This window comes from Microcoleus sp. Pol12B5, from assembly GCF_036701335.1.
Lineage (GTDB): Bacteria > Cyanobacteriota > Cyanobacteriia > Cyanobacteriales > Microcoleaceae > Microcoleus.
Map to the genome: position 1 here is coordinate 1 of NZ_JAUBQQ010000065.1, position 25,187 is coordinate 25,187.

At 45.3% G+C, this 25,187-nt stretch carries 13 protein-coding genes; 6 read left to right on the forward strand and 7 right to left on the reverse strand.

What is annotated here, in order from left to right:
- Window positions 1-85 precede the first annotated feature (85 nt).
- A complete protein-coding gene (locus tag QUA24_RS21740) occupies window positions 86-8,533 on the forward strand; it encodes a PAS domain S-box protein (protein ID WP_333231995.1) in 8,448 nt (2,815 codons plus the stop codon).
- Window positions 8,526-9,554, forward strand: coding sequence for a PleD family two-component system response regulator (locus QUA24_RS21745; RefSeq protein WP_333231997.1), 1,029 nt, complete (start codon window positions 8,526-8,528; stop codon window positions 9,552-9,554). Before QUA24_RS21740 ends, QUA24_RS21745 begins: the two co-directional genes overlap by 8 nt.
- Window positions 9,555-9,859: 305 nt before the next feature.
- Here QUA24_RS21745 and QUA24_RS21750 read toward each other — a convergent pair whose 3' ends face one another.
- The 3 genes from QUA24_RS21750 to QUA24_RS21760 all read right to left on the reverse strand — a co-directional run bounded on the left by QUA24_RS21750 (window position 9,860) and on the right by QUA24_RS21760 (window position 14,991).
- Window positions 9,860-10,750 (reverse strand): glycosyltransferase, encoded by an 891-nt coding sequence (locus QUA24_RS21750; RefSeq protein ID WP_333231999.1) that lies wholly within the window; start codon window positions 10,748-10,750, stop codon window positions 9,860-9,862.
- 15 nt (window positions 10,751-10,765) lie between these two features.
- The gene (locus QUA24_RS21755; RefSeq protein WP_333232000.1) at window positions 10,766-13,138 is read right to left on the reverse strand and encodes a hypothetical protein; all 2,373 of its coding nucleotides are present in this window, start codon (window positions 13,136-13,138) and stop codon (window positions 10,766-10,768) included.
- A 74-nt stretch (window positions 13,139-13,212) separates the two neighbouring features.
- On the reverse strand, window positions 13,213-14,991 hold the full coding sequence (locus QUA24_RS21760; RefSeq protein WP_333232001.1) for a peptidoglycan DD-metalloendopeptidase family protein: 1,779 nt from the start codon (window positions 14,989-14,991) through the stop codon (window positions 13,213-13,215).
- A 569-nt stretch (window positions 14,992-15,560) separates the two neighbouring features.
- Here QUA24_RS21760 and pgeF point away from each other — a divergent pair.
- Both pgeF and QUA24_RS21770 read left to right on the forward strand, forming a co-directional pair.
- On the forward strand, window positions 15,561-16,439 hold the full coding sequence (gene pgeF, locus QUA24_RS21765; RefSeq protein WP_333232003.1) for a peptidoglycan editing factor PgeF: 879 nt from the start codon (window positions 15,561-15,563) through the stop codon (window positions 16,437-16,439).
- 243 nt (window positions 16,440-16,682) lie between these two features.
- Window positions 16,683-17,294, forward strand: a complete 612-nt coding sequence (locus tag QUA24_RS21770) for a CPP1-like family protein (RefSeq protein ID WP_333232005.1) — start codon at window positions 16,683-16,685, stop codon at window positions 17,292-17,294.
- A gap of 244 nt (window positions 17,295-17,538) precedes the next feature.
- On the opposite strand, the gene QUA24_RS21775 is transcribed toward QUA24_RS21770, so the two are convergent.
- On the reverse strand, window positions 17,539-18,222 hold the full coding sequence (locus QUA24_RS21775; protein WP_333232007.1) for an HAD family hydrolase: 684 nt from the start codon (window positions 18,220-18,222) through the stop codon (window positions 17,539-17,541).
- A 478-nt stretch (window positions 18,223-18,700) separates the two neighbouring features.
- On the opposite strand from QUA24_RS21775, the gene QUA24_RS21780 reads away from it, so the two are divergent.
- Complete coding sequence (locus tag QUA24_RS21780; protein WP_333232008.1) at window positions 18,701-20,848, forward strand: diguanylate cyclase domain-containing protein; 2,148 nt, start codon at window positions 18,701-18,703, stop codon at window positions 20,846-20,848.
- Complete coding sequence (locus QUA24_RS21785) at window positions 20,829-21,362, forward strand: GNAT family N-acetyltransferase (RefSeq protein ID WP_333232010.1); 534 nt, start codon at window positions 20,829-20,831, stop codon at window positions 21,360-21,362. The genes QUA24_RS21780 and QUA24_RS21785 overlap by 20 nt, the downstream gene beginning before the upstream one ends.
- A gap of 20 nt (window positions 21,363-21,382) precedes the next feature.
- Here the strand turns inward: QUA24_RS21785 and hppD are convergent, their stop codons facing one another.
- From hppD to QUA24_RS21800, 3 genes are all read right to left on the reverse strand, one after another.
- Window positions 21,383-22,444, reverse strand: a complete 1,062-nt coding sequence (gene hppD, locus QUA24_RS21790) for a 4-hydroxyphenylpyruvate dioxygenase (RefSeq protein ID WP_333232012.1) — start codon at window positions 22,442-22,444, stop codon at window positions 21,383-21,385.
- A 400-nt stretch (window positions 22,445-22,844) separates the two neighbouring features.
- Window positions 22,845-23,552, reverse strand: a complete 708-nt coding sequence (locus QUA24_RS21795; RefSeq protein ID WP_333213311.1) for an SDR family oxidoreductase — start codon at window positions 23,550-23,552, stop codon at window positions 22,845-22,847.
- 184 nt (window positions 23,553-23,736) lie between these two features.
- A complete protein-coding gene (locus QUA24_RS21800; RefSeq protein WP_333232014.1) occupies window positions 23,737-25,146 on the reverse strand; it encodes an NYN domain-containing protein in 1,410 nt (469 codons plus the stop codon).
- Window positions 25,147-25,187 lie beyond the last annotated feature (41 nt).

Genomic DNA, 25,187 nt, shown 5'->3' on the forward strand with positions numbered 1-25,187 from the left:
CTTTTGTTACCTCTGTGGAAAAAATCCTGAAAGAATTTGGAGAAAACTATGTAATTAATTTTGTCTAGCTACTTACCATGACTGTTTGCAGCAAGGTAAAACAATCTCTTACGAGGAGAATCTGCCTTTTGGAGAACAGAGTTGTTGCTTTCTCACCACCTTAACGCCTTTAGTAGATCCCGATTCGCGCACTCGCTTACTTGGCGTCAGCATGGATATCACGGAGCGCAAGCAGGCTGAAAATGCTTTGAAAGAAAGTGAAGAACGCTGGCAGTTAGCATTGCGGGGTAACAAAGATGGAATTTGGGATTGGAATGTCAGAACGAATGAAGTCTTTTTCTCAGCGCGATGGAAGAAAATACTGGGTTATGAAGACTGCGAAATTTCTCACTATCTAGATGAATGGGCTAAACGAGTCCATCCAGACGATTTTACCTGGGTAATGGAAACAATCGAAAATCACTTTACTAAAAAAACACCTTTTTACCAAACCGAACACCGTATTTTATGTAAAGACGGGACTTATAAATGGATTCTCGATCGCGGTCAGGCATTGTGGGATGACAACGGCAATGCGATTAGAATGGTGGGTTCTTCTACCGATATTACAGAAAGCAAGGAGGCTGAAGCAGAGCTGCGCTGGAAAGAAACCTTGCTGCGCTCGATGACTGAGGCCTCGCCACTCGCTTTTTTTGTTGTAGATAACCGTAGCGATGCCATTCTCTACTTCAATCACCGCTTCTGCAAAATCTGGGGTATCGAACACTTAGAAGAACAGATGCAGCGGGGTCAACTAAAAAACAACGATATCGTTCCTCACTGCCTGCCCGTACTTGCAGATGTTCCGGCTTTTGCCGAATCCTGTAAACCGTTGCAAAGTGAAGAGAATCGAGCCGTTGTTGAAGATGAAATTCCTTTTAGCGATGGGCGCACGATTCGTCGTTTTTCGACACAAATTCGCGACGATAGCGATCGCTATTTCGGACGGCTTTATCTCTTTGAAGATATTACCGAACGCAAGCAAATAGAAGAACAACTGCAACTGGCTGATTTTTCGCTCGAACACTCCTCTCTCGGCCTTGCCTGGGTCGATCGCGATGCCAGAATTTTGCGGGTGAACCAAACAGCCTGCGAGCAAAGAGGATATTCTCGCGAAGAGTTGCTGTCGATGCGTGTCTGGGATGCCGATCCCAATTTTCCCATTGAGGTATGGCCGCACCATTGGCAAGAACTAAAAGAGCAGAAAACACTTTCATTTACTTCTCAACATTCCAGAAAAGATGGCAGTGTTATTCCCGTTGAAATAACGCTGAATTACCTGGAATTTAACGGGAAAGAATACAATTTTGCCTGCGCTCGCGATATCAGCGATCGCTATCGCGCAGAGGAAGCACTGCGAGCCTCTCAAGCACGCCTCTCTGGGGTTCTAGACATTGCCGACGAAGCCATTATCTCAGTAGACTCCAGCCAACGCATTACCTTATACAACCAGGGCGCGGAACGGATTTTTGGTTATACTTCCGAGGAAATGCTCGGTCAGACACTCGATCGACTTTTGCCAGAACGCTTTGCGGCAAACCATCAGCAGCACGTAAGGCAATTTGCCCAATCCCCCCAAACAGCAAGGAAGATGGGCAAGCGCGGCGAGATTATTGGTCGTCGTAAAGATGGTACGGAATTTCCGGCTGAAGCCTCAATTTCTCAATTGGAATTGTCAGAGGAAAAAGTTTTTACCGTTTTTCTGCGCGACATTAGCGAACGCAAACAGGCAGAAGCAGCCTTAAAAGAAAGTGAAGCCCGCTTCCAAGCATTTATGAATTACAGCCCTGCCGCTGCTTGGATTACCGATAGAGATGGGCGACTTCTCTACTTCAGCAAAACCTACTCCCGAATGTTCAATTTGCCAACCAACTATTCAGTTGGCAAAACAGACCTCCCCATCTACCCGGCTGAGTTTGGGCAGGAATATTTAAAAAATATTCGCAAAGTTGTAGAAACCAATCAAACGCTCGAAGTAATTGAAATGGCTCCCCTCGCGGACGGCAGCATTGGTGAGTTTTTGGTTTACAAGTTTCCGCTACCAAGTTCATCGGGTCAAGTGCTGGTTGGCGGGGTAGCGATTGATGTTACCGAGCGCAAAAAAGCAGAGGCAGCCCTGCAACAGCGAGAACAAGAATTCCGCGCTCTAGTAGAAAATGCACCCGACATTATCATGCGATTAGATCGGGAATGTCGCTATCTCTATATCAACCCCACGGTTGAAAAACAATCGGGAATTCCTCCTGCCGCGTTTATCGGTAAAACTATTAACGAGTTGGGTACGCCCAACTCGTTAGTTAATCTTTGGCGAACAGCCATTGAGCAAGTATTTGAAACAGGTTGCGAGCAAAACATTGAATACGAAATTCCATCTGTTGCAGGGCTAACTTATTATGCTTCTCGTGTGGTGCCTGAGTTTGGCAGTGATGGCTCGGTGCAATCGGTTTTAGCGATCGCTCGCGATATCAGCGACCGCAAAGTTGCAGAAGCAGCTCTAGAAAAGGCTCGCGACGAGTTAGAAGTCAGAGTCAAACAACGTAGTGCCCTACTCGCAACAGCAAATAAGGAATTGCGGCAGGGAATTGCCGAAAGGCAAGCCGCGCTGCGGGAACTCAAACAAGCACAAGTTGCTCTGAAAGCATCGGAAACCAGACTCAAAGAAGTGCTTGACAATACAGCCGCTTTTATTTCCTCTGCCCGCATCCATCCCGATAAAGTCTGGGAATACGACTACTATTCTCCCAATGGAGAGGAGATTCTTGGCTACAAAGGAGAAGAATTTGCTGCCGATCCGAATTTGTGGCTTTCTAGAGTTCCTGCCGAAGATATTGAGGCAATCGTTCTGCCAGCAATGCAAGATTTGTATGCCGGACGGCAAATAACTATAGAGTATCGATTCTCCCATAAAAATGGCAATTTGCTTTGGTTATCTAACACTTTGCTCGCTAAAAAGCATAAGTCTGAAGATTACTGGTTTGCCACCGGAATTGTTACCAACATTACGGAACGCAAACAAGCAGAAAAAGCATTGCAGGAAAGCGAACAACGCTTTGCTACTTTAGCGAAAACTGCCCCTGTCGGCATATTCCGTAACGATACTCAAGGCTATTGCGTGTACGGCAACGAACGCTGTTTAGAGATGGTTGGACTTTCTTTAGGAGAATTAATCGGTGAGGGTTGGGCAACAAGGCTATATCCAGACGATCGCGATCGCGTTACTATTGCTTGGTATAGCTTCGTACAACAAGGCATTCCCTATTACTGCGAACTCCGCTTACAGCGACGTGATGGCACCATTATCTGGGTATTGGCACAAGCGATCCCGGAAAAAGATGTTGATGATAACATCATCGGTTACATCGGCACTCTTACCGACATTACCGAGCGCAAACAATCAGAACAACTCTTAAAAGATTACAATCAACTTCTAGAAACTCAGGTACAAGAACGTACGGCTGCACTGACTCAAACAAATGCTCAATTAGAGCAGGAAATTGAGGAACGCAAGCAAATAGAAGACCAATTACGGCGCAGCGAAGCTAAACTATCAGTCGTCCTAGATAATGCAGGTGCTTGTATTTATATCAAAGATTTGAATGGCACCTACGTCTATGTCAATCGCTTAACTGAGGAATTTTTTGGGTATAGCGCATCTGAAATTATCGGAGCGAACGATTGCAAATTTTTTGCTGAAGAATTTGCTCTAGCTTACAAAGAAACTTGCGATCGCGTAACAAACAGCGGTGTCGTCCATCGCTTTGAGGAAATTGGAATCGATAGTAATGGAGAGCTGCATCACGTTTTATCGACCAAAGTTCCTCTAAAAAATTCTGACGGCGATGTTTATGGCTTGTGCGGTATTTCTACAGATATTACCGAACTCAAGAGGACGGAAGCCGCACTGCGGAAAAGCGAAGAACGAATGCAGGCGCTTTTGAGTGCGATACCCGATTTGATGGTGCGGCATCGGGTAGATGGCACGTATTTAGATGTGGCGGGAAATGAGAGTGCCTTACTGATGCCGCGCGAAGCGCTAATTGGCAAAAAGTTACAGGACACCCCCATTCCCGAACAAATTAAAACCGACTTGCTCGAACGTTTCCAGGCAGCAGCGGCAACCGGAACGCTACAAATTTACGAACACGACCTGCAAAAACCGGATGGCATCTACAGCTACGAAACGCGCATTGTAAACAGCGGTGCCGATGAGGTCGTGTGTCTTGTGCGCGACATCACCGAACGCAAGCGAACGCAAGCTGCGCTTCAAGAAAGTGAAGAACAGTACCGTACTGTAATAGCAGCAATGGCCGAGGGTATTGTCTTGCAAGATGCCAACGGTGCGATTCGTACTTGTAATGCCAGTGCCAAACGCATTTTGGGCTTGTCTCGCAAGCAAATGATGGGGCGCACTTCCCTCGATCCCGCTTGGCGAACCGTTCGCGAAGACGGTTCCCCCTTCCCAGGAGAAGAACACCCGGCAATGGTGACGCTGCGAACGAATAAAGCTTTCTCTAACGTGGTGATGGGAGTCCACAAACCAGATGGTAGTTTTACCTGGATTTCCATTAATACTCGACCTATATTTCGATCTGATAAATCTCTTCCTAAGGGAGTTGTTTGCTCGTTTGCTGATATAACTGCTCGCAAACAGGCAGAAGAGGCACTGCGACAAAGCGAAGCGCGTTATCGTGCCATTCTTGAAGATCAGACAGAACTCATTGCTCGGTTATTACCTAATGGCACTTTTACTTATGTCAACGAAGCTTACTGTCAATTTTTTGGCATAAAGCGGGAAGAAATTGTGGGATGTAACTACGAACCCGTTGTGCTTGAGGAAGATCGAGAATATGTCACTCAATCCGTCAATAAAATCAGTTGGCAAAATTCAGTTGTTACTGTTGAAAATCGAGTCATTGTTTGCGGGAAAATACGTTGGACCCAATGGATTAACCGAGGCATATTTGATGACAACGGCCAGCTCGTAGAATTGCAAGCAGTAGGGAGAGATATCACCGATCGCAAACTTGCTGAAGAAAACCTGCGACGATACGAAAAGATTGTTGCTGCTACTACTGATGCAATTTGTTTAATCAATCGCAATTATACCTATCAAATTGTTAATCAAGCATACTTAACTTGGCATCAGCGCTGTGAGGAAGAGATAGTCGGAAATGCTATTAGTCAAGTTTTGGGTACAGACCTGTTTGAAACTCAACTAAAACCAAATCTGGATCGATGTTTAACTGGGGAAATCGTCCAATACGAACTGTGGGTTAAATATCCCAACGGCGAAGAGAAATTTGTCAGCACTACCTACGCTCCTTATCTTGAAGCAGATGGCACTATTTCAAGTGTGGTGGTTAGTCTGCGTAACCTCACCGAACTGAAACAAATGGAAGCAGCGTTGCGGCAGAGCGAGTCTACCTTGCGAGCTTTCTTCAACAGTAGCGTCATGATGATGGGCATTGTAGAGCTGTATGAAGATGACTTTTTGCATCTATCTGCGAACCCAGCAACCGCGCAGTTCTTCGGCAGCACCCCAGAGGCGATGCAGAATCACTTAGTTGGCAAATCGGGAATGCCGCGATCGCTCCTGCAACTTTGGCTCAGCCATTACTGGGAAGCTGTAAAAACTCAAGCTCCAGTACGATTTGAATACGCTCACGAAACTCCTACAGAGCAAAAGTGGCTATCTGCCAGCGTTTGCCCGATTACCATTGGCTCTGAGGGCGGTCCGAGATTGTCGTACATTGTCGAAGATGTGAGCGATCGCAAACGAGCAGAAGAAGCACTGCGCCTTAGCGAAGGTCGGCTCAAACACCTAACGGCTACCATTCCGGGAACCCTTTACTCCTATGGATACTATCCCGATGGTTCGGCCAAGTTTGAATATATCAGTCTCGGTTGCCGAGATATGTTTGAAATTGAGCCGGAGCAGGCACTAGAAGAGCAAAGTACCCTTTTGAAGCAATTTTCTTCTGAAGACGAACCTGAGCATAAAGAAGCAGTTGTTCGCGCCGTTCAAAACGTGCAACCTCTCACTTCTGAATGGCGCAATATAACTCCTTCTGGAAAACAAAGATGGCTGCGCGCCCAAGCTCAACCCGAATGCCGCGAAGATGGTTCTAAAGTTTGGCATGGGGTGATATTAGATATTACCGATCGCAAACTTGCAGAAGAAAAGCTCAAACAGGCAGAGTATAAATATCGCACCTTAATCGAACAAATTCCCGGAGTCGTTTATATTTCTCCGCTTGAGGCAACAACCGAAGAAGCTTACATCAGCCCGCAACTGCAACAATTGCTGGAAGTTCCTCCAGAAGAGTGGTCTGCTGGCTTTTTTAATAGTTGGGCGAACTACGTCCATCCAGACGATCGCAATCGCGTTTGGCAAGCTGTCAGCACCACGATTTCTACGGGAGAACCATTGAGCGTCGAGTATCGCATGATAACTTGCAATGGCAAAACGCTCTGGCTCAGAGATCGAGCCAATCTCGTTTTTTGCGCTGACGGAAAGACTCAAGTGCTTCAAGGTTTAGCTTTCGATATTAGCGATCGCAAGCAAATGGAGCAAGCGCTGCAACAAAGCAACGAGCGTTTTCAACTAGCAGCATCGGCAGTAAAAGGATTTATTTACGACTGGGATCTCAAGCAGAATATCATTTTACGAACGCGGGGATTGTTTGAACTCGTTGGATACCTTCCTGAAGAAGCTGAAGCTAAGTTCGAGTGGTGGAACGAACACGTTCACCCAGAAGATTTCCCCAAAATTTCTCAGCAACTATCTGAAGCCTTTGCGAACGAAACTCAAAGTTATTACGTGTTGGAATACCGACTTCGCCATCGAGATGGTCACTACGTTTACCTGTCCGATTATGGTACGATCGCGCGAGATGCCAACGGACAAGCAATTCGTGCCGTAGGTCATGCCATAGATGTCAGCGAACAGCAAGCTGCGCTTCGCGAACGCACAAAGGCAGAAGCAGCCTTGCAAAAAGCGCTCCAAGCCGCCCAAGCTGCATCCATCGCTAAAAGCCGCTTCCTATCCAACATGAGCCACGAACTGCGTACTCCTCTCAACGCCATTCTCGGTTTTAGCCAGGTGATGGTTCGCAGTAGTTCCGTTGCCTCTGAGCAAAAAGAACAGCTAAGAATCATCAATCGTAGTGGCGAACATTTGCTCAATTTAATCAACGATATTTTGTCAATGGCTAAAATTGAAGCAGGTCAAACTACGCTCAATGAAAATCGCTTTGACCTGTATCAGCTACTGAACGATCTAGAACAGATGCTCAAACTCAAAGCGATTTCCAAAGGCTTGCAGCTAACTTTTGAACAACCAGCATCAAATACTCCCCAATACGTGCAAGCTGACGAAAATAAATTGCGTCAAGTTTTAATTAATCTTTTGGGAAATGCCATAAAATTTACTGCTTCTGGTCACATTGCATTGCGAGTGAAAAAGGGTCGGATATCCGAAAAATCTGACCTCCACAACTTCAGATATAAAACCTATTTGTTGTTTGAAATTGAAGACACTGGCCCCGGCATTGCCCCCGATGAACTGGATAATTTATTTGACCCTTTTGTCCAAACAGAAGCAGGTCGCAAATCGATGCAAGGAACGGGGTTAGGCTTACCCATCAGCCAACAATTTATAGAGATGATGGGAGGAGAAATTGCTGTCAGCAGTCAACTCGGTCAGGGAACAATTTTCACATTTGATATCCTCGCGAGCGAGGTTGCTGAACCTGATGAGAAGAGTTTATCGATTACCCAGCAGGTTATTGGATTAGAGCCAAATCAACCTGTGTACCGCATTCTAGTTGTTGAGGATGTCGAAGAGAACCGTCAGTTGCTCTTAAAAATACTTAAACCGTTAGGATTTGAAGTGCGAGAAGCGGTTAACGGTCAAGAAGCGATCGCTTTGTGGTCAACTTGGAAACCGGACCTAATCTGGATGGATATGCGAATGCCCGTCATGGACGGCTACGAAGCAACTAGAGAAATAAAAGCTTTGGAACAGCAAAGTGGAGTAGCTGGAGAGAATCACAACTTACCTGCCAACTTATCACTTACCAACGCAACAAAAATTATTGCTTTAACTGCTAGTGCTTTTGACGAAGATCGAGCCAAGATTATGACAGCAGGCTGCGATGACTTTATACATAAGCCTTTCCGAGAGTCGATACTATTTGACAAAATGGCTCAACACTTAGGAGTCCGTTATCTTTATCAAGAGGATTTGTCGCATAGCTCACCTCAGCCAGCAACACCGAGAAACTTAACACCAGAGGATCTAAATATCATGTCTTCTGAGTGGATAGCACAGTTCCGACAAGAGGTGCTTTGTGGTAACGACCTGTTAATATTGCAGTTAATTGACCAAATTCCCGAAAGCGAGGCAAGTTTAGCACACACCCTCACAGATTTGGTTAATAACTTTCGCTTAGATATACTTTTTGATCTAATCCGAGCATCTATTAATGAATAGTCATCAAGTACCCGCTTCCATTGGGGATATCCTCATCGTTGACGATCATCCAGACAACCTCCGAGTTTTGTCCGCTATCCTTACTGAGTCTGGATATCAAGTCCGGAAGGCAATTAACGGTCAGCTAGCTGTAAAAGTTGCCCAAAATTCTCCCCCCGCTCTGATTTTACTTGACATCTTGATGCCAGAAATGGATGGCTATGAGGTTTCCTCGTTGCTCAAAACTCATCCACAAACAGCGGAGATTCCAGTAATTTTTATCAGCGCTCTCGATGATGTATTTGATAAAGTAAAAGCCTTTGATGCTGGAGGGGTAGATTACATTAGCAAACCCTTTCAGTCAGCCGAAGTTTTAGCTCGCATTAAAAACCAACTAATTATCCGCAATCTTTATCTCCAACTTCAGAAGCAAGCACAGAAAATCGCCGAGCAAAATACATTGCTACAACAGGAAATTAAAGATCGTAAACAAGCTGAATCTGCTTTGGTCGAAGCTAATATTAAGCTACAGCGTCTCGCCTCTTTAGATAGCTTAACAGGAGTCGCTAATCGTCGTCAGTTTAATGAATCTTTCAATAAAGAGTGGGAACGGATGGCACGAGATCAATTACCCTTATCTTTGATTTTAGGTGACATTGATTATTTCAAAAAATACAATGATACTTATGGTCATTTAGCCGGGGATTTCTGTCTACAGCAAGTCGCTCAAGCTATTAGCCGTGCTATTCGTCCGGCAGATATATTGGCTCGTTACGGAGGTGAAGAATTCGCTGTAATTCTACCTAATACAAAAGCTGAAGGAGCGCTAAAAGTCGCTGAGGCGATGCGGAATGAAGTGCTAAATCTTAAAATTGCCCACGCTCAATCTGCTGTTAATAAATACGTCACCTTGAGTCTGGGCGTTTTCAGTATAGTTCCCCAGAACACCTCTGACCCCTCAATCTTGATTGCTGCGGCTGATAAAGTATTATATGAAGCTAAAGAGCAGGGGAGAAACCGCTCAATTGTGAAAACTTTTTAATCATTAGGCTTTGAGTTCAACTCAACTTGCTTCCCAGATAAATTGATTTAGGTGTTTATCCCCATACTCCCCAGATTTTGACTCCATTGAACTGTGGTGGTTACAACTCAAATGTTTTTTACATAGGTTCGCTCTAACTACCACCTTTATGATTGATAGAATAATTGCAAGTACCCTCAACTTAAAAATTCTCAACATTTAAAAACTTGGTTGGCTCATTGTTGTTATTGTACCTCATAACAGCGGGAACAGTTGTAATTCTCTCTCTGCGTTCTCTGCGTTCTCTGCGGTTCAATAATCAAACTCTATTCCTCAACAAATTTGTTTTTCTCCCAAAACAATCCCGCAGCAATTCCCGCCTGAGAAACTAAAAACAATGCAGCAATTAATAGCTTTTGAAAGCCCGGTGCGTGGAAAAAGGGATAAGTTAGCAAGTTCCAATAAAATGACGGATGTTGTAGTTTCCCATTAGCCCCGCGTTTCGAGATCATTTGCTGAAACAAAAAAGCACCTCTACCATAATTGAATTGCTGTTTCCAAAATTTGCGAAGAGTTAGTGCGTGTGAGTGATAAACTATAACTTCGGGAGCGTAAATTGCGGCATTGCCCGAATGCAACCACCGATCGCAAAATTCCCGGTCTTCTCCAGCCGCGAGAGAAAAAGTCGTGTCAAAGCCGCCGATTTTTTGGAAAGCCTCAGCGGGAAGGGCAAAATTGTTAGAAGTGAAAAATTGGGCACGATCGCCAATAGCATTATAGTAAGTGTAAAGGTAATCGATCAGTTGCTGGCTGGCAGTAGAATAAATGTTATCCGGCAGCGCGTTTACAGTTCGACCTCCGATTAAGCAATCTGGTGTTTCCACAAATCGCTTTTCCAGATTTTGCAGCCAATCTACCCCCACAGTACAGTCATCGTCTGTAAACACTAAAAATTTGCCTTCTGCGGCAAAAGAGCCAGTATTTCGCGCCGTTGCAGGGCCTGAGTTTGGTTGTGTCAGAAGTGTGATATTTAGCTGATTTTGAAAAGGCAAAATTGTATTTTCTACAGAAATTTCGGTGCTATCGTTGACTACGATAACTTGAAATTTATCGCGCGGATATTCAATTTCCACAAAAGACTGAATACACGCCGCTAATTTATCGGGGCGATTGTAGGTCGGAACAATAATTGAAAATAGAGTTTTAGCTTGGTTCATGGTAACTAATAACTTTTAATTTTTCAAGCGATATAGCACCGACTCAGTATTAAAATCTTTACCGAAAACTGGTTGCAGCGGGCCCTGTGCACTTGTCAGCCAAGATAAAGCTTTTCTGGTAGCTGCGTTTGTCTCAGTCAGGGGCCCGAATCCCACAGTCCTAATTTTATTTTGCCGCAGGTTGTCAATCCATTCCGAAAGTCGATCGGCTCTAAATGGTACATATAAAACTTGTCTGTCCAAATTTCTCCCGTAAAACAGGTAGCTGCGCGAACTTAAAAAGAAGCCTATTCTTTCATCTGGTACTGTATTTTTATCAATATATTCGTAAATACCACGATACAGTTCGGTACGTGCAATATCTCGCTTTTCCCTCCAATGACCAATTACTACCAATCCTATACAGACACCAATTATTACTAGGTAAATCGATTTTTTTCGGGTAGGAAATAGATGATTAAGCCATCCGAATCCCGGATTTATTTTCAACCATATCGCAGCCAGAGTCAGTGACACAATATAAAATATTGGATATGGTAATATATATGGCCAACTGGGGCGTAATATTTCTCCGATACTATTAATACCTTCTATGGGGCTAGACTTCAAATTGTCAATCAACAAACTCCCCCAAACAATACTATCCCCGGTGAAAGAAGCATTTTTAATATAATCAAAAATTGTGTTGCTAGTAATACCCAACAAACCACTAACCAAAACCACTGTCAGAATAAATTTATTTGGAGTTTTCAAGAGAGTTGCTGTAGCTGCTGCGGCGACGGCGAGTACGCTTAAAAAGGGAAATCCGTATCTGAGGTTAAAACCGAGTATAGGGCTGAGTTGACCGATCGACTCTCCAACAGTCCCGGAGGTGTAAGGTGTAATTATATACAGAATTCCTGTGCTGGCGAGAAGTATTATTAAAATAATATTATTTTGATTAATTATTGTATTTTTACCCTGAATAAACGCAAGAGGTACTGCCAATACCTGAAGTGCGATCGCCAGAAAGGGCAGTTGCAATCTAATGATAATTTGTAAGCCGACAGTTTGCCAGTGGGAAATATTGCTGGGATTAAATTGAGCTGCTAAAGTGCTTTGCCAAATCTTTAGAAGTGGCGAAGCGGGTGGCTGCTGTACCGGAGGTGTTGGTGCAGGTAAGGGAGACGGTAAGGGAACAGGCTCTAAGGGAACTTTAATATCGCCGACTTCGCTGACAGGATAATTGATTTGCAGCAAGTTTCTCGCATACCAAAAACCTCCTAAAAGTAAGCAACAAGCTACGCCCCACAGCAAGACTGGTTTGAGAAAGTGGCGAATTTTAAATTTAGCTGATGTAGATTTTTTATTAACCGCGAATCTTTTAATTTCTAATATTGCTAATCCTCCTAAAAGTGAGGCTGCATAGACTATGCCAGTGATTTTTATTCCGGCTAGCATTCCTACGGCTGCCAAAAATAGGGATAGTTCAGATTGCGCTCTGCTGCTATGATAGGATAAACCAAAATATAAACCAACTGTAAATATTGCAGCTAGCGGTAAGTCTGGCTGAAGGGTGTTAACTTGGTTGAGCATCATCGGTACTGTCAATACTAAAGATGCTGCTGCCATACCGTGAAGTCGGGTTGCTCCAAATTTTACGCTTAATAGATAGACGGCAATTCCCTCAAGCAGCCACGCAATTAGCATAGGAAAAGCTGCTAGAAAATCTTCTCCGAAGGGAAGCACACACAAAGCAGATAAAACGTGCCAATTGTAGGGATATACTCTAGCTTGTTCTTGCTCAAAAATCCAATTTCCAGCAGCATCTAATAATGTCAATGAATTGGTTTGATACCATCGGGCGATCGCAGGTAGGTGAAACCACAATGAGTCATAATTGGTTGTGGGTTTGCTTGCTAGAGTTTCCAACAGCACAACTCCTACAACAGCGGTGGCAACAATAATTAGGGATTCTGAGTAGCCCAAAGGTTGCTTGAGTTGGGGAATCTGCCACTGCGAGAAGGTAAAAGTTTTGTGGTTTTTGGCATAAATCAGAATTAAGCCGATCGCACAAATCAGAATTTCTGCTATAATCACCGCAGTAATATTTAGTCGATCGGCACTTCCTAAAATCAAGCCGATACAAACTTGTGCAATGCTCCATCCCGTCACGAGTACGAGGAGAAAATGGGGAAATGAATAGTTATTGTTTTCTTTCTGATTCTCTGCCGCCAGAGACAAGCTTAAGGGAATCGGCCCGACTACAATAATCAGAAATAAAATTAATTCCCACAAATGCTGCGCTATTAGCATAAGCTGCAAGTTACCATTTTTTATCAGTTTTTCATCGTTACCGGAAAGAGCCTGGTAACGATGAAAAGCAACGATCTCGCGAGCTCGTTGCACAAAACATTAATTTTCTTGTGGGGTGCGCTTTTCGACCGCTCCACAAGAAAATTTATCTAGCCAATCCCCAATTTTTACCTGTTAGCTTGCTTCTGAATTTTGGGTTTGACGGCTTCGGCATCTTTGGGTTTAGAAGTATCAGCTTTTAAGAATTCCGGGAATGGCGGCTGGAGGTTGTGAACTTCGATGTCCATTCCCAGCGGCAGAGGTGGAAGCTGAGGCAGATCGTTTTCCCAATCCTTGAGTGAGCTAGCGGTTTGTATTTCCACCATTTTTGGCATTTGTGGTACTTTGGCGGTTTCCAAACTGCCGATCATTTTTGCCAGAGCGAATTCTAGCTGAGAACCCGGGTCGATCGCCACCCAACCCTGGTCAGTCATTTGCCGAACCTCGAAGTGAAGGTGAGGCCCTGTAGACATTCCCGTACTCCCGACGCGACCTATCGTCTCTCCCTGTTTCACGAACTCTCCCGGTTTCACAAACAGTTCCGAAAGGTGTCCGTAGAGAGTTTCCTGAGACTTTTTGCTGTGGTTGAGAACTACCGTCAAACCGTAGCCGCCCAACCAATCGGCGATCGCCACTTGACCCGCATAGGCTGCCAGTACGGGCGTTCCCATCGGGGCCCCCAAGTCCGTTCCGGTGTGAAACCTGCCGTAGCCCATAACCGGATGAGTCCGCCACCCAAAGGGCGAAGTAATTGCCGAAGCAATAGATAGCGGAAACAGCAAGCTGGTGTTGCCATTTCCGGGCAGGCCTGCGGGACGGGGCGTGAGATTGTAGTAAGCAAAACCGGTATTGCTGCCGCTGCTGACACTAACGGTACCGACTTGAACCGGCCCGAGTCCCATGCTGGGCGCTGGAGGGCCGCCGCCGTAAGATGCAGAGTCGGCATAATACCCAGCGTCTGCTGAATATCCAGTGTTTGCGGAGTAGCCGATGTTAGCAGAGTATCCTGCGTTAGCTGAGTATCCTGCGTTAGCTGAGTATCCTGCGTTAGCCGAGTAGCGCGGGGGTGCGTAAGCAGATTCCGGCGGGTTTGAACCTCCCCAAACCTGGCTGCCTATTTGTTGAACGGCTTGACCGATTTTGCTGACAGGATTCCCGCTACTATTTCCGGCAACAGTTCCGCGAACCTCGCCCGGAAGGCTTTCTGGCAGATTTCGAGGAGGAGGGGCTGCAATATAGCCGTCGTCTGCGATCGGAGGTTCTTGTCTGTAGTTGGGTTCTCCTGCATCTGCCGTCACCGGCTCGGAAACAGGAGGAGGCGCGCACAAACCGCCTTCTCCTTCGCACCCAGTCGATCGTTCTGCAAACTCTATCCTGGTTGGCGCTTCGTACTCACTGGTAGCGCCAACGCTGTAGTCTGTTTGGTCGATTTCAGCGTGGGCTGGGTTAACTGGCGCTTCAAAAGGCGGCTCCTGGGCCGTCGCTTCTGGCAAAGGAATCAGCGCTGGCTCCGGCAGATAATATTGGGTGGGAGGTGTTTCGCTGGCGTACTCAGGCTCCCAGGCCGGTGCGGCATCGAAAGGCTCCGACGGTGGAACTTCTGCCTGCGGTTCAGCGTAGGGTTCTGGCGACCCTTGGCTGTATTCGGGTTCCGGGGGCGGGAGAGGAGCTTCAAATAATGGCTGGAGTTCTGCTGCGCCGGGGACGGCTTGTTCTGCTGGCGGAGTTTCGGCTTGGGCCCAAACTAAACCTTTGCTGAGCAGTCCCAGACTGGCAAGGCAACCCAGTCCCACCAGCAGTGAGCGATCGGACAAAAGGCGCGATCGAGTCCGGGCGCCTGTAGGGTTCTTTTTTTGCTGTTTGGTCTTCAAAGGGGCTGTTATTTGCTTGTCTGGAACTGGTTTCACGATTTTTTTTCCCAACTCAACAGGGGGCACAAGGATCTCGAAGTCAGGATCGAATGTATGGCAATCCTTGTCTTTATATACAGGCCTAACTGATTTTACCGGGCTTGAGGCAATTTTTTTTGCACATAGAACAAGCTCAAATGCCTTACGCATTCACTTGCGATCGATATCCGGTTTTTTTGATCCTGATGGCACTTGCGTAAAAGTGTCTTAGGGCCACACTGATGATAGCGCTTTGGCGTTCGTCTATGTTAATTAGTTGCCTATATCTGTCAGATTCTGCAAAATTTCTGCGCTGTCGATCGTCCTGAAATATTGCACCATTCTCAATAATCTTTTCAGGGCGTGCTCTCCTGCCCAACCCCTACTCCCCACAAGAAAATCTACTCTTTCTGGAACAGGCCGGAAAACCTGTTAAGCGAGAAGGCTGCAAGATGTGAGTTGTTCTAAAACCGCCTACTCATCGCGATTTTTTCCTGAAAGCTGGCCCTGCTTTTAAAATTCGCGGACAAAATTTTTGATTGTTTAGAATACAAGCTAAATGATTCGCTTGGGTAAGGATAGGTTTCATGACTGTAGCTGGCGATCGCTTGACAAATTTTCCTGACTCTGAGTGTGGCGGAGGGCCTGACGGTATCAGTTGGGACTGGCAGAGTTCTGAAGGCTTGCCCTATCTGACTTGTAGCTTGCTTTCTCGCTGGTCTCACGGCTTTTTTACTCGCGATTTCTCGCCCCAGGGGCCGATCGATCTGACGGAAGTTCTCGAACCTGGAGCTAAGGTTTACCGACTCCAACAGGTACACGGCAATGCGGTACTCAAAACCACTGAGTTGTCTCCGGTTGTGGCTCAGAAACCGGAAACCGCTGCCTCAAGCTATGCTGAGGCTGATGGCTTGGTGGCAGAGCGAGAATTGGAGGCGCTGTGGGTTTGCTCGGCTGACTGTGTGCCGGTGCTGATTGCTGACGATCGCACGGGACTCGTTGCGGCAGTTCACGCGGGTTGGCGCGGGACTGCTGCTAAGATATTACCAGAGGCGATCGCTCAACTTGTGGCACAAGGCAGTCAACTAGAAAATCTGAAGATTGCTATGGGGCCGGCGATCGCTGGAGAGGTTTACCAGGTATCTGTGGAAGTAGCAGCGGAACTGGGAGCCACCATTGCTCCTAAGAGTGCCGTTAGTGCGACAGCCGACGGCATTCTAGAGTTTTTGCACCAACTGCCGGAAACGCCTGTCTTGGCCGATCCAGAACCGGGAAAGGTACGCTTGGATGTTCGTCTCTGCAATGCTTTGCAATTGCAGCAGTTGGGGATCGATAGTTCTCAAGTGGCGATCGCTCCTTTCTGTACTTATTCTGACTCGGCTCGCTTTTTTTCTTACCGCCGCGATCGACTTAAAAAAGTCCAGTGGTCTGGAATTGTGAGCGCCTGCAGGACAAGTCCCTTCTGAGGGCATTTGGCAGAAGGTAAAATTTTAGACGGCCAAGATAAAAATAAAAATCTTTGGATTCATTATTTTTTATTTACGAATGCCAAATGCCTTCTAGTTTCTATTTTCGTAAGGTTTGCTGGTTCCTGTTTTAAAGCACCAAAAACTAGCAGGAAAACTTTTGGGAAAGCGGCAGAGCTCCCGCCCCGCTTTCCCCTCTTGTTAAGATTGCTCTATAACGAGAGTCTTCAGCGGGTTATTACCATGAGTGAGCCAACTCCCTATCAACTTCTTGAAGTCGATGAAGATGCTTCTTTTGATGAAGTGCAAGAAGCCCGCACGCGCCTAGCTGAGCAGTACAGCGGTGACAAGAAACGTTTGGAATTGCTCGAAGCAGCTTACGATGCGATCCTTATGGATCGCCTGCGGCAGCGACAGGAAGGTAAAATTAAAGTGCCCGAGCGCATCCGCTTTCCCGAGCGGCTGACTCCCCCACCCCCAAGCTTTACTCCTTCTCCTCCTAGTGGCAGCCCAGCTTGGTTGCAGCGGATGATCGATACTCCTAGTCGATCGGACATTTTGTGGCCGGCTGGGGTTTATGTCGGGTTAGGCGGACTGAGTATTTATCCGGCGGCTAATGATGGTTTACTACAGTTGACTCTGGCTCTTGGGGTCGGCTCTTGTCTTTATTTTGTTAATCGCAAGGAACAAAAATTTGGTCGCGCCGTGCTGCTGACTGTGGCTGGCTTGGTTATAGGCTTGTTGCTGGGAGGATTTTTGGGTTCTTTGGTCAGTCCGGCATTTATAACAACAGAGAAATTTATCGCTTTGTTTACGTTTTTAATTCTGTGGCTGGTCAGCAGTTTTCTGCGATAGTCAGTTGTCAGTTGACAGTTGGCAGTTGACAGTTGGCAGTAGTTCATTATTGTTATTGGTTAATTGTTATTGGTTGGTTCGTAGTTTTTAGGTGTTAGTAGTTAGTTGATTGTTACCAATTACTAATTACCAATTAACAATTACCAATAACTAATGACTGTTGACTAATGATTGATGACTGTTGACTACTAACTACTGAACGGACAACTGACTACTGACTACTGACTACTGAACGGACAACTGACTACTGACTATCTAAAATAATCTCAACTGCTTCGCTCAAATTGTTAGCAATTAAATCCGGTTGGTGCATTTCTAGTTGGGTGCGATCGCGAATTCCGCACAAAACACCAATTACCTTGACACCGTGCGTTTTTGCTGCTATAATATCTGCCTCCGTATCCCCAACCATCCAAGTGTCAGAAGCCGGCGGCAGTTCGGCGAGAGCTTTTGCCATTAACAGGGGCTTATCTTTGACATCCCCGGTTTTGACGTAATCGTTGGGGAGGCAATAGCAGCGGTTTTCAGGGAAAAATTGCCCTAAATTGCAGCGGTTGAAGGCTTCATCTAGTTCCCTAACGCGGCGCATGGTCATCACCGCTAAGTCTACTCCAGCGCGCTGCACCTTTTCGAGAGTCTCCAGAGCGGTGGGAACTGGTCGATCGTAAATCATGTAGGGTAGGGTGTGGACGGTTTGACGGCGTTTCTGGGCAAAATCGCGGGATTGGGCTGCGTCTAATCCTGAGAGGATGGCGATTTCGGTTTCGGGAACCCGCGCGCGCTTCATGTCCCAAAACTCTGCCTTGGGGAGTTCCCGCACTGGTTGCCCCTCACGTTGAGTCTCGGCGAGACAATACTGGTAAACTCGGTAGTAGCGATCGGACACGTCCATGATCGGGCCGTCAAAGTCGGTAATAAGTCTCAGCATTTAGCAGAGTATTTTTAAGCTTTTATACAAATCCTTCGATACTATATCATTTAAAGGTAACACTTTCTTTACAAAAATTGACACAAATACCCAGGGGAGGTAAGGTCTATAGGAATGGTGCTAATTAAAGCAAACATTTGAATTAAACTGTGCTGTTCCTCAACTTGAGCGGTTGTCAGCCATATCGGGGAATTTAAAATTAAAATGTGCCGCACAAATAGTGTAAACCGCTACATATTGTTCATAAATCTCAACCTCAATCGAGGCTGATTTTGACTTCGTTTTCTCAAAAAAAATTGGTTCAATTAATATTTGGTCCCATTTTTAAAATAAGCAAAAAACTGCTTGGAGAATCCAAAGTGTACTGTTTGCATAAATTAGCCAGCGGTAACAGGTGATGACATTTGCCAGGATAAAAATTCCCATGAGAAATCGCAGCCAAACAACAACTAACTTTACCGGCTAACCTTTGAGAGACATGCTCTACAATAACGAGATGCTTCCCACATTAACTGTAGAGAGCAGCCCCAGAAGTATTAATATTCTTCTTTATAAGCTGTTATCCTTACGCAGGATTGAGTACCTCACAGTCGATCGGGAACTTAAGATTAAAGAAATATCTTTGAAAGTGCAAGATTTTGCCTACATTCATGAGGAAGTAGGCGAAGGAAAAGACGTGCGCGATAGTTTTCCTGAACTAATCGGCATTGAAGGAATCCTTGAAGATATTATTGAAGAACGACAGCAAGATTGTCAGTTAAAATCAATTAGCCGAGTTCTCAAAGACGGATCTTATTTGTATCTAGATTTGTACATTTTTGGTTATAAGGGACAAGCCAATGCTGACAGATTGATTATTTTATGTGAAGATGTGACAGATAGCCTTGGAGGTCAGCCAACTATCTTTCAGGCTGCCAATAAAACAAGTATTAAAGGCGATAAGTTAGCTGCGGCTGGCGATTATATTGACAAAATTATTAATTCCCTAGGGGATGTTTTGTTCGTAACAGGAACATCGGGCCAAATCAAAAAAGTGAATCAAGCTGCACAGCAATTATTTGGGTATACCGAATCGGAATTAATCGGCCAATCCATATCCCTGATTACAGCAGAGGAGGAATTGTTACGCAAAGTCAGCCAGCTACCTCCTGCACTTAAAAGCCAATATTGGCCTCAAGTAAAAGTAGCTTGCCAAACGAAAATAGGTTTAAAGCTGATTGTTGCGTTTTCATGCTCTAATTTTGAGACAAGCACAGGAAGCAAGGATGGAGATAGCGAGGTTATACAAGATTTTGTTTATATCGGCAAAGACATTACCAAACAACAACGCATAAAAAAGTGTCAAGAAGCACAGTATGCTGTTACTCATATCCTGTCAGAATCAACTTCTCTAGATAGCGCAAGTCCGAAAATTTTGCAAGCTATTTGCCAAAGTTTTGGGTGGGATTTTGGCGAACTTTGGATGCCGGCAGAGGCGGAGAAAGAAACTAGATTGGGTGAGGAAATAAAATCTGAAACAGATCCGCTTTGGTGCCTGCCACTTTGTTGTCCGATCGAGGAAACTCCTTGTTGGCAGCGGGTGGCAGTTTGGCAGGCTGCGGAGGAAGTTAGGGAGTTTGCCGAAAATGATCAGCAGATTACTTTGGCTGCGGGTGAGGGTTTGCCGGGAGCGGTTTCCAGAAGCGGTTCTACGCAGTGGATTACTGATCTTGTGGGCGATCCCAGTTTCGTGCGATCGCGCTTGGCAGAGGAAGCGGGACTGCGATCGGGATTCGGTTTCCCCATTCACGCTAGGAGCCAAGTTGTAGGAGTAATGACTTTTTTTTGCCGGGAAGAACTGCCACCGGATCAAGATTTACTTCAGATCATAGCTGTGGTAAGTTCTCAATTAGGAGAATTTGTCAAGCGCAAATATGCAGAGCAAGAATTGCAAGAAGCTGAAGCTTCAATCCGATTTTTGTACGAACAAGAAAAACGCCAAAGTGAAGAATTAGCTCGACAAAATTTAGCTTTAGAACAAGCCAAATTAGAATTACAAGCAGCTAACATGGAATTGCAGCGCCTCGCTGCGGTGGATGGATTGACTCAAATTCCCAACCGCCGCTGTTTTGACAAAAAATTGGAGTTAGAATGGCAGTTGATGGAGCGAGAAAAAGAGTCGCTGTCTTTAATTTTGTGCGATATCGATTTTTTCAAACTTTACAACGATCGTTACGGGCATCAAGGAGGCGACGAATGTTTAAAACAAGTAGCCGAGATTTTAGCTAGCAACGCTCAGCGGGCAGGAGATTTAGCCGCCCGCTACGGCGGCGAAGAATTTGCGGTAATTTTGTCGCGAACTGATGTGCAAGAAGCAAAGCGGGTAGCTGAAGCAATTCGCAGCGATTTGAAAGCAGCGGAAATTTTTCATGCTGCTTCCAAGATAAGTAAGTTTATAACTCTCAGTATGGGGATCGCTACTACTGTACCTGCTGCTGGTCTATCGGTGGAGGAGTTAATTGGACAGGCCGATCGAGCGCTGTATCGAGCTAAACTAGAAGGACGCGATCGTATAGTTGCCCTAGACTTGAAAATAGAATTTCAGGGCCAGAAAGGAGTATGTTCTGATGATTGTAAGAAAAGCTAAAATCGCTGACGCACCTGCAATCGCACGGGTGAATCTAGATACTTGGCGGACAGCTTACCGAAAAATTGTACCAGCAGATTACCTCGCGCAACTGTCCTATGAAAAAGCAGAAAGCCGTTGGCAAGAAACCCTGACAAACGTCAAAAATACTGGGGTTTTTGTCTGCGTTGCTGAGAATGAATCGGGAGAAATTGTGGGTTTTGCTGCGGGTGGTTGCGAGCGCACCGGTAAATATGTATATAAAGGAGAATTATTTGCCATCTATATTTTGGAGGAATATCAGCGTCAAGGAATTGGACGGCAACTCGTGAGAACAGTTGCCACAAAATTGGCCGAATTAAGTTTGAACTCCATGCTAGTTTGGGTACTAGGAGACAATTCAGCCTATAGGTTTTATGAATTCTTAGGAGGTGAAAAAGTAGACGAACAGCAAACAAGTAGAGCAGGAGTTGCACTCAAAGAAATAGCCTACGGTTGGAAAGATATCGCAGTGCTGATTAACACGCCTGTATGACCGAAAAAGTGGAAGTTTTATCAATCATCTATCAAACTTCCTCTCTTCATTTGTTCACGTTCAATTGCCTCAAACAAAGCTCGAAAATTCCCTGCCCCAAAACCTCCAGCTTGCACCTGTTTCCCGTTAACTAAACTAACTCGGCGCTCAATAATCTCGAAAAAGAAAGTCGGCTCTGCAAAAATTGGCTGGGTAAAGATTTGTAGCAGCATTGCTGCAGGAGTATCATCTTGCCAATCTGCCAAAACTTGACAAGCTGCAATTGCTTGCCAATCTGCGGGCAAATAGTCTTGCCGCTGCTGTAATTCGGAGTAGTATGTTGGAGGAACTGGCAGAAAAGGCAAACCGCACGATCGCAAATCGGCAACAACACCCACAATATTATTAGTTTGCAAAGCCATGTGCTGAATTCCCGGCCCCCGATTTGCACTCAAAAACTCTTGAATTTGAGAATTAGCTGATGCCGGTTCATTAATTGGGAATTGCACCCCACCTTCAGCGTGCACCATAACTTGGCTCCGCAAAGCCGATTTCTCAGTCTGAATGTCAAAATTTTGCTGCGCTTGAAAACCTAATATTTTTTGATACCAACTCACAGCACTTGACAAGTCCCCAGATTCAACATTTAACACTACGTGGTCTATCCGGGTAAACAACGGCAGCTTATCCGAAGCCGATAGCAGTGAATGGCTACCAATTCGCTCCACGAGCGTGTGGCTTAAATCTCCCCAGCCCGCGATTTTTGCCCGCTTAAAATAGCCTCCTGCGTTTAGGTCTTCTTGAATCGGTTCCAGGATTTTAGCGCCTTCAGCAGCCGCTCTAGCTACCGCTAATTCAATATTTTTTACCCGAAAACCTACATCGGCAATCCCTGGAGGATGAAACTTCAACCAACTAGCAGCGGGACTAGCGGGTGTCAGGGGCGAAGATAAAACAAAACATACATTGCCACTGCTGACAACTTCAGTGTGAGTGTGGCTATTGGCATAACCTGCTATTGATTGAAAGCCTAACTGGCTCACAAACCAGTCGCGGGATATTTTAGCGTTTTCAACGTAAAATTGAATGCGATGGAACTCCATAATCAATAATTGAAAATGGAAACTGAAAAATGGAAAATCTGCTGATTTTCAAGGCAAAATCGCAAGGGAGGGACTGAGTAATGGATATTTTTCATACTTTTTATTGCGTAACCACATAATAATAACCTAAAGATTGAATACCCTAACTCTTCCTGAAGGCAGAAATAGGTCGGCAATTAAAAGAAACCCGGTGTCTGCGATAACTTGGATTTGGTCGCTAGGTCTTGGCCAATAGGACTAAGGCAAAAAAATGGCTTGACACACTACTTATAGGGGTAAGGTGTGCCAGCCCGTGCACCTACATAATTAAGTGCTGTACAAGTTCTCAAACCTAAAAATATCATAATTTTTCTTGCCTTCAGCTTCCGCTGCGTTCTGCATTCAAATCATTCCTCAATAGCTAAAAGAACAAATGACTTTCCGGCTGAATATTAATCTCCATAGGCACAGCTTGCGGGTCAGCCGAAAGAGCAAACATAATCGCATTGGCGGCAGTTTCGGTACTCAGCATTTTTGACCTGTCTACCTTCAAACTCACATTATCCCAAAACGGAGAATCCACCCCGCCAAAATAGAATAGCGTAAACTTAATGCCGTAGCGTCGCAGCTCATCTGCCATGCACTTGCTGAAACCAACTACCCCAAACTTTGAAGCGCAGTAAGCCGTTCCCATCGCCATCGAATGCTTGCCCAAAATTCCGATGACATTACAAATGTGGCCGGATTTGCGCTCTTTCATCAAATTCGCCGCTGCTTGAGACGTGTAAAAACTGCCTTTTAAGTTTAAGTCAAGCATTGCATCTAAATCAGCGGGTTCTAACTTGTTCCACTGCTTGAGAATTCCAGCACCAGCGGCGTTTATGAGGGCATCAATTTGTCCGAAATGTTCCAGAGTTGTCTGCATCAACGTCTCGACTTGTGGCAAATCGGTGATATCTGTGGGTACGCACAGTACCTCTGTTGCCGAAATTTCGCTAGCTAAAGCGTCTAATTTACTGCTGTCTCTGGCGGCGAGCACTAGCCTCGCACCCGCATCAGCAAGTTTCCGGGCCACTGCTGAACCGATGCCGCCAGTCGCACCCACCACAACCACAACTTTGTCGTGCATATCCCTTTACATTTCTTTACGTCCAGATTGTATGATAACTCAAGTTGCTAGTAATGGGGATGTTGATATAGCAATCCTTGCAGGAGTCGTAAATTTTTTACCCCACCCCAACCCTCCCCTTATCAAGGGGAGGGAGTAAGAAATTCACAAATTATTTAGGATGGCTATATATTTTAAGTTTTAATTAATTGAGGGAAACTTGCCAGCCTTTTTCGGCTTTTTTTAGCTGGAGAGAAGCGCAGGATTGCAAAAATTTAGTAAATTTCCTACCGAGATTAAAATCTTTAATTATTTGGGTAATTTGTTTGCCGTATTGTCGGTGAAATTCGCTGCCTACATTGGAGAGAAATACAGAATTTTCAGGAGAGTTGTCGGTTAAGTCTCCAACTATTTTGACCAGAGCTCTTTCCAAGTCTTCCAGAGAATTAATATCTGTCAAAGTTGCAGGTGCTGCCTGGTGGTTATTCAGATTTTCTTGGCTTAGTATTGGCGGTGGGGGCGACAATCTCACTTCAAAAAGAGTGACATAAGTGTGAGAAGTTTCTGATGGTTTGTGGAGGACAAAATCGGTGGGATATTTCAGAAAGATATCCCTGGTCTTAGTACCGAGCAAATGATGGGCAACAACTTGATTGAGGACTAAGCCGTAATTTTCTCTAAATAAAGCTGAAATAGTGGAAAGTTTTATCCACTGAGTTGAGGTTCGTTTCTGCTCTTTTTTGATTAATTCTTTTAGCTGAATAACTAATTCTTCGAGAGGTGTAATTTCCGGTATGGTTACAAGGGAATGGGTTTCAACTTGTCCGGTTTTGCTGTTTAAAACTATGATTTTATCTATTTGTTTGCGGACTTGAAATACGGTTAGTCCGTGGGCTTGCAGTGTATTGCTGAGGTGAGTGAGGGCGCGATCGGACGAACAGACAAAAATCTCTTTGGCTGTGGGATAATGTACGAAAATCGATGCGCCGACTGTAGCCATTTTTAAGTCAGCGCTGTCTTTGCCGGGGGGAACGTGAATTAGTTGATAGCCGCGCTGGTGAAATTCGGCATCTTTCTTGCCCATGCTGCGCCAGTTGGCAAAGGCAACTTTGATTTGGATGGGATAGTGGCAAATTCCCTCTAGGAATTTTTCGGTTTCGAGGGTGAGTTGCAAGTTTTCGACATCTAGCAGCAAGATAGCAATGCCGATAGGAAGCGAATTTGTTTGATTTGTGGTGGGAGTGGGAGGCTTTGACGAAACTGAGTTTTGTGATTTAGGTGGTGCTGTTTGAGATTGGGCTAGCTGCTGAATTTTGGCACATAATTTGCTGAATTGAGGTGAATTAACGAATTCTGGAATCAGCAGAATGTGTAGGTATTTTTTTGCAGTCAGCAGCAGGGAATCTGTATCGCTGGCTACTGTAAAACTTTTTGTCAATTTTCCAATCAAAACTGACTGAAAATCAGGTTTGGCCCAGGGGGTTTTCCTGTATTTTTCAGTTATCCATTCGGGATGCTGTTCCTGAATGGTAATTAGGGTTTGAGCTATATAGCGACTGATGACGCTGAATGCGGGAGATTCTTGAGTCGCAAGCTCGGAAGTTCGATCGGGCATGGCCCTCTACAATTCGGGATGCTGTTTCAATTTATCACACT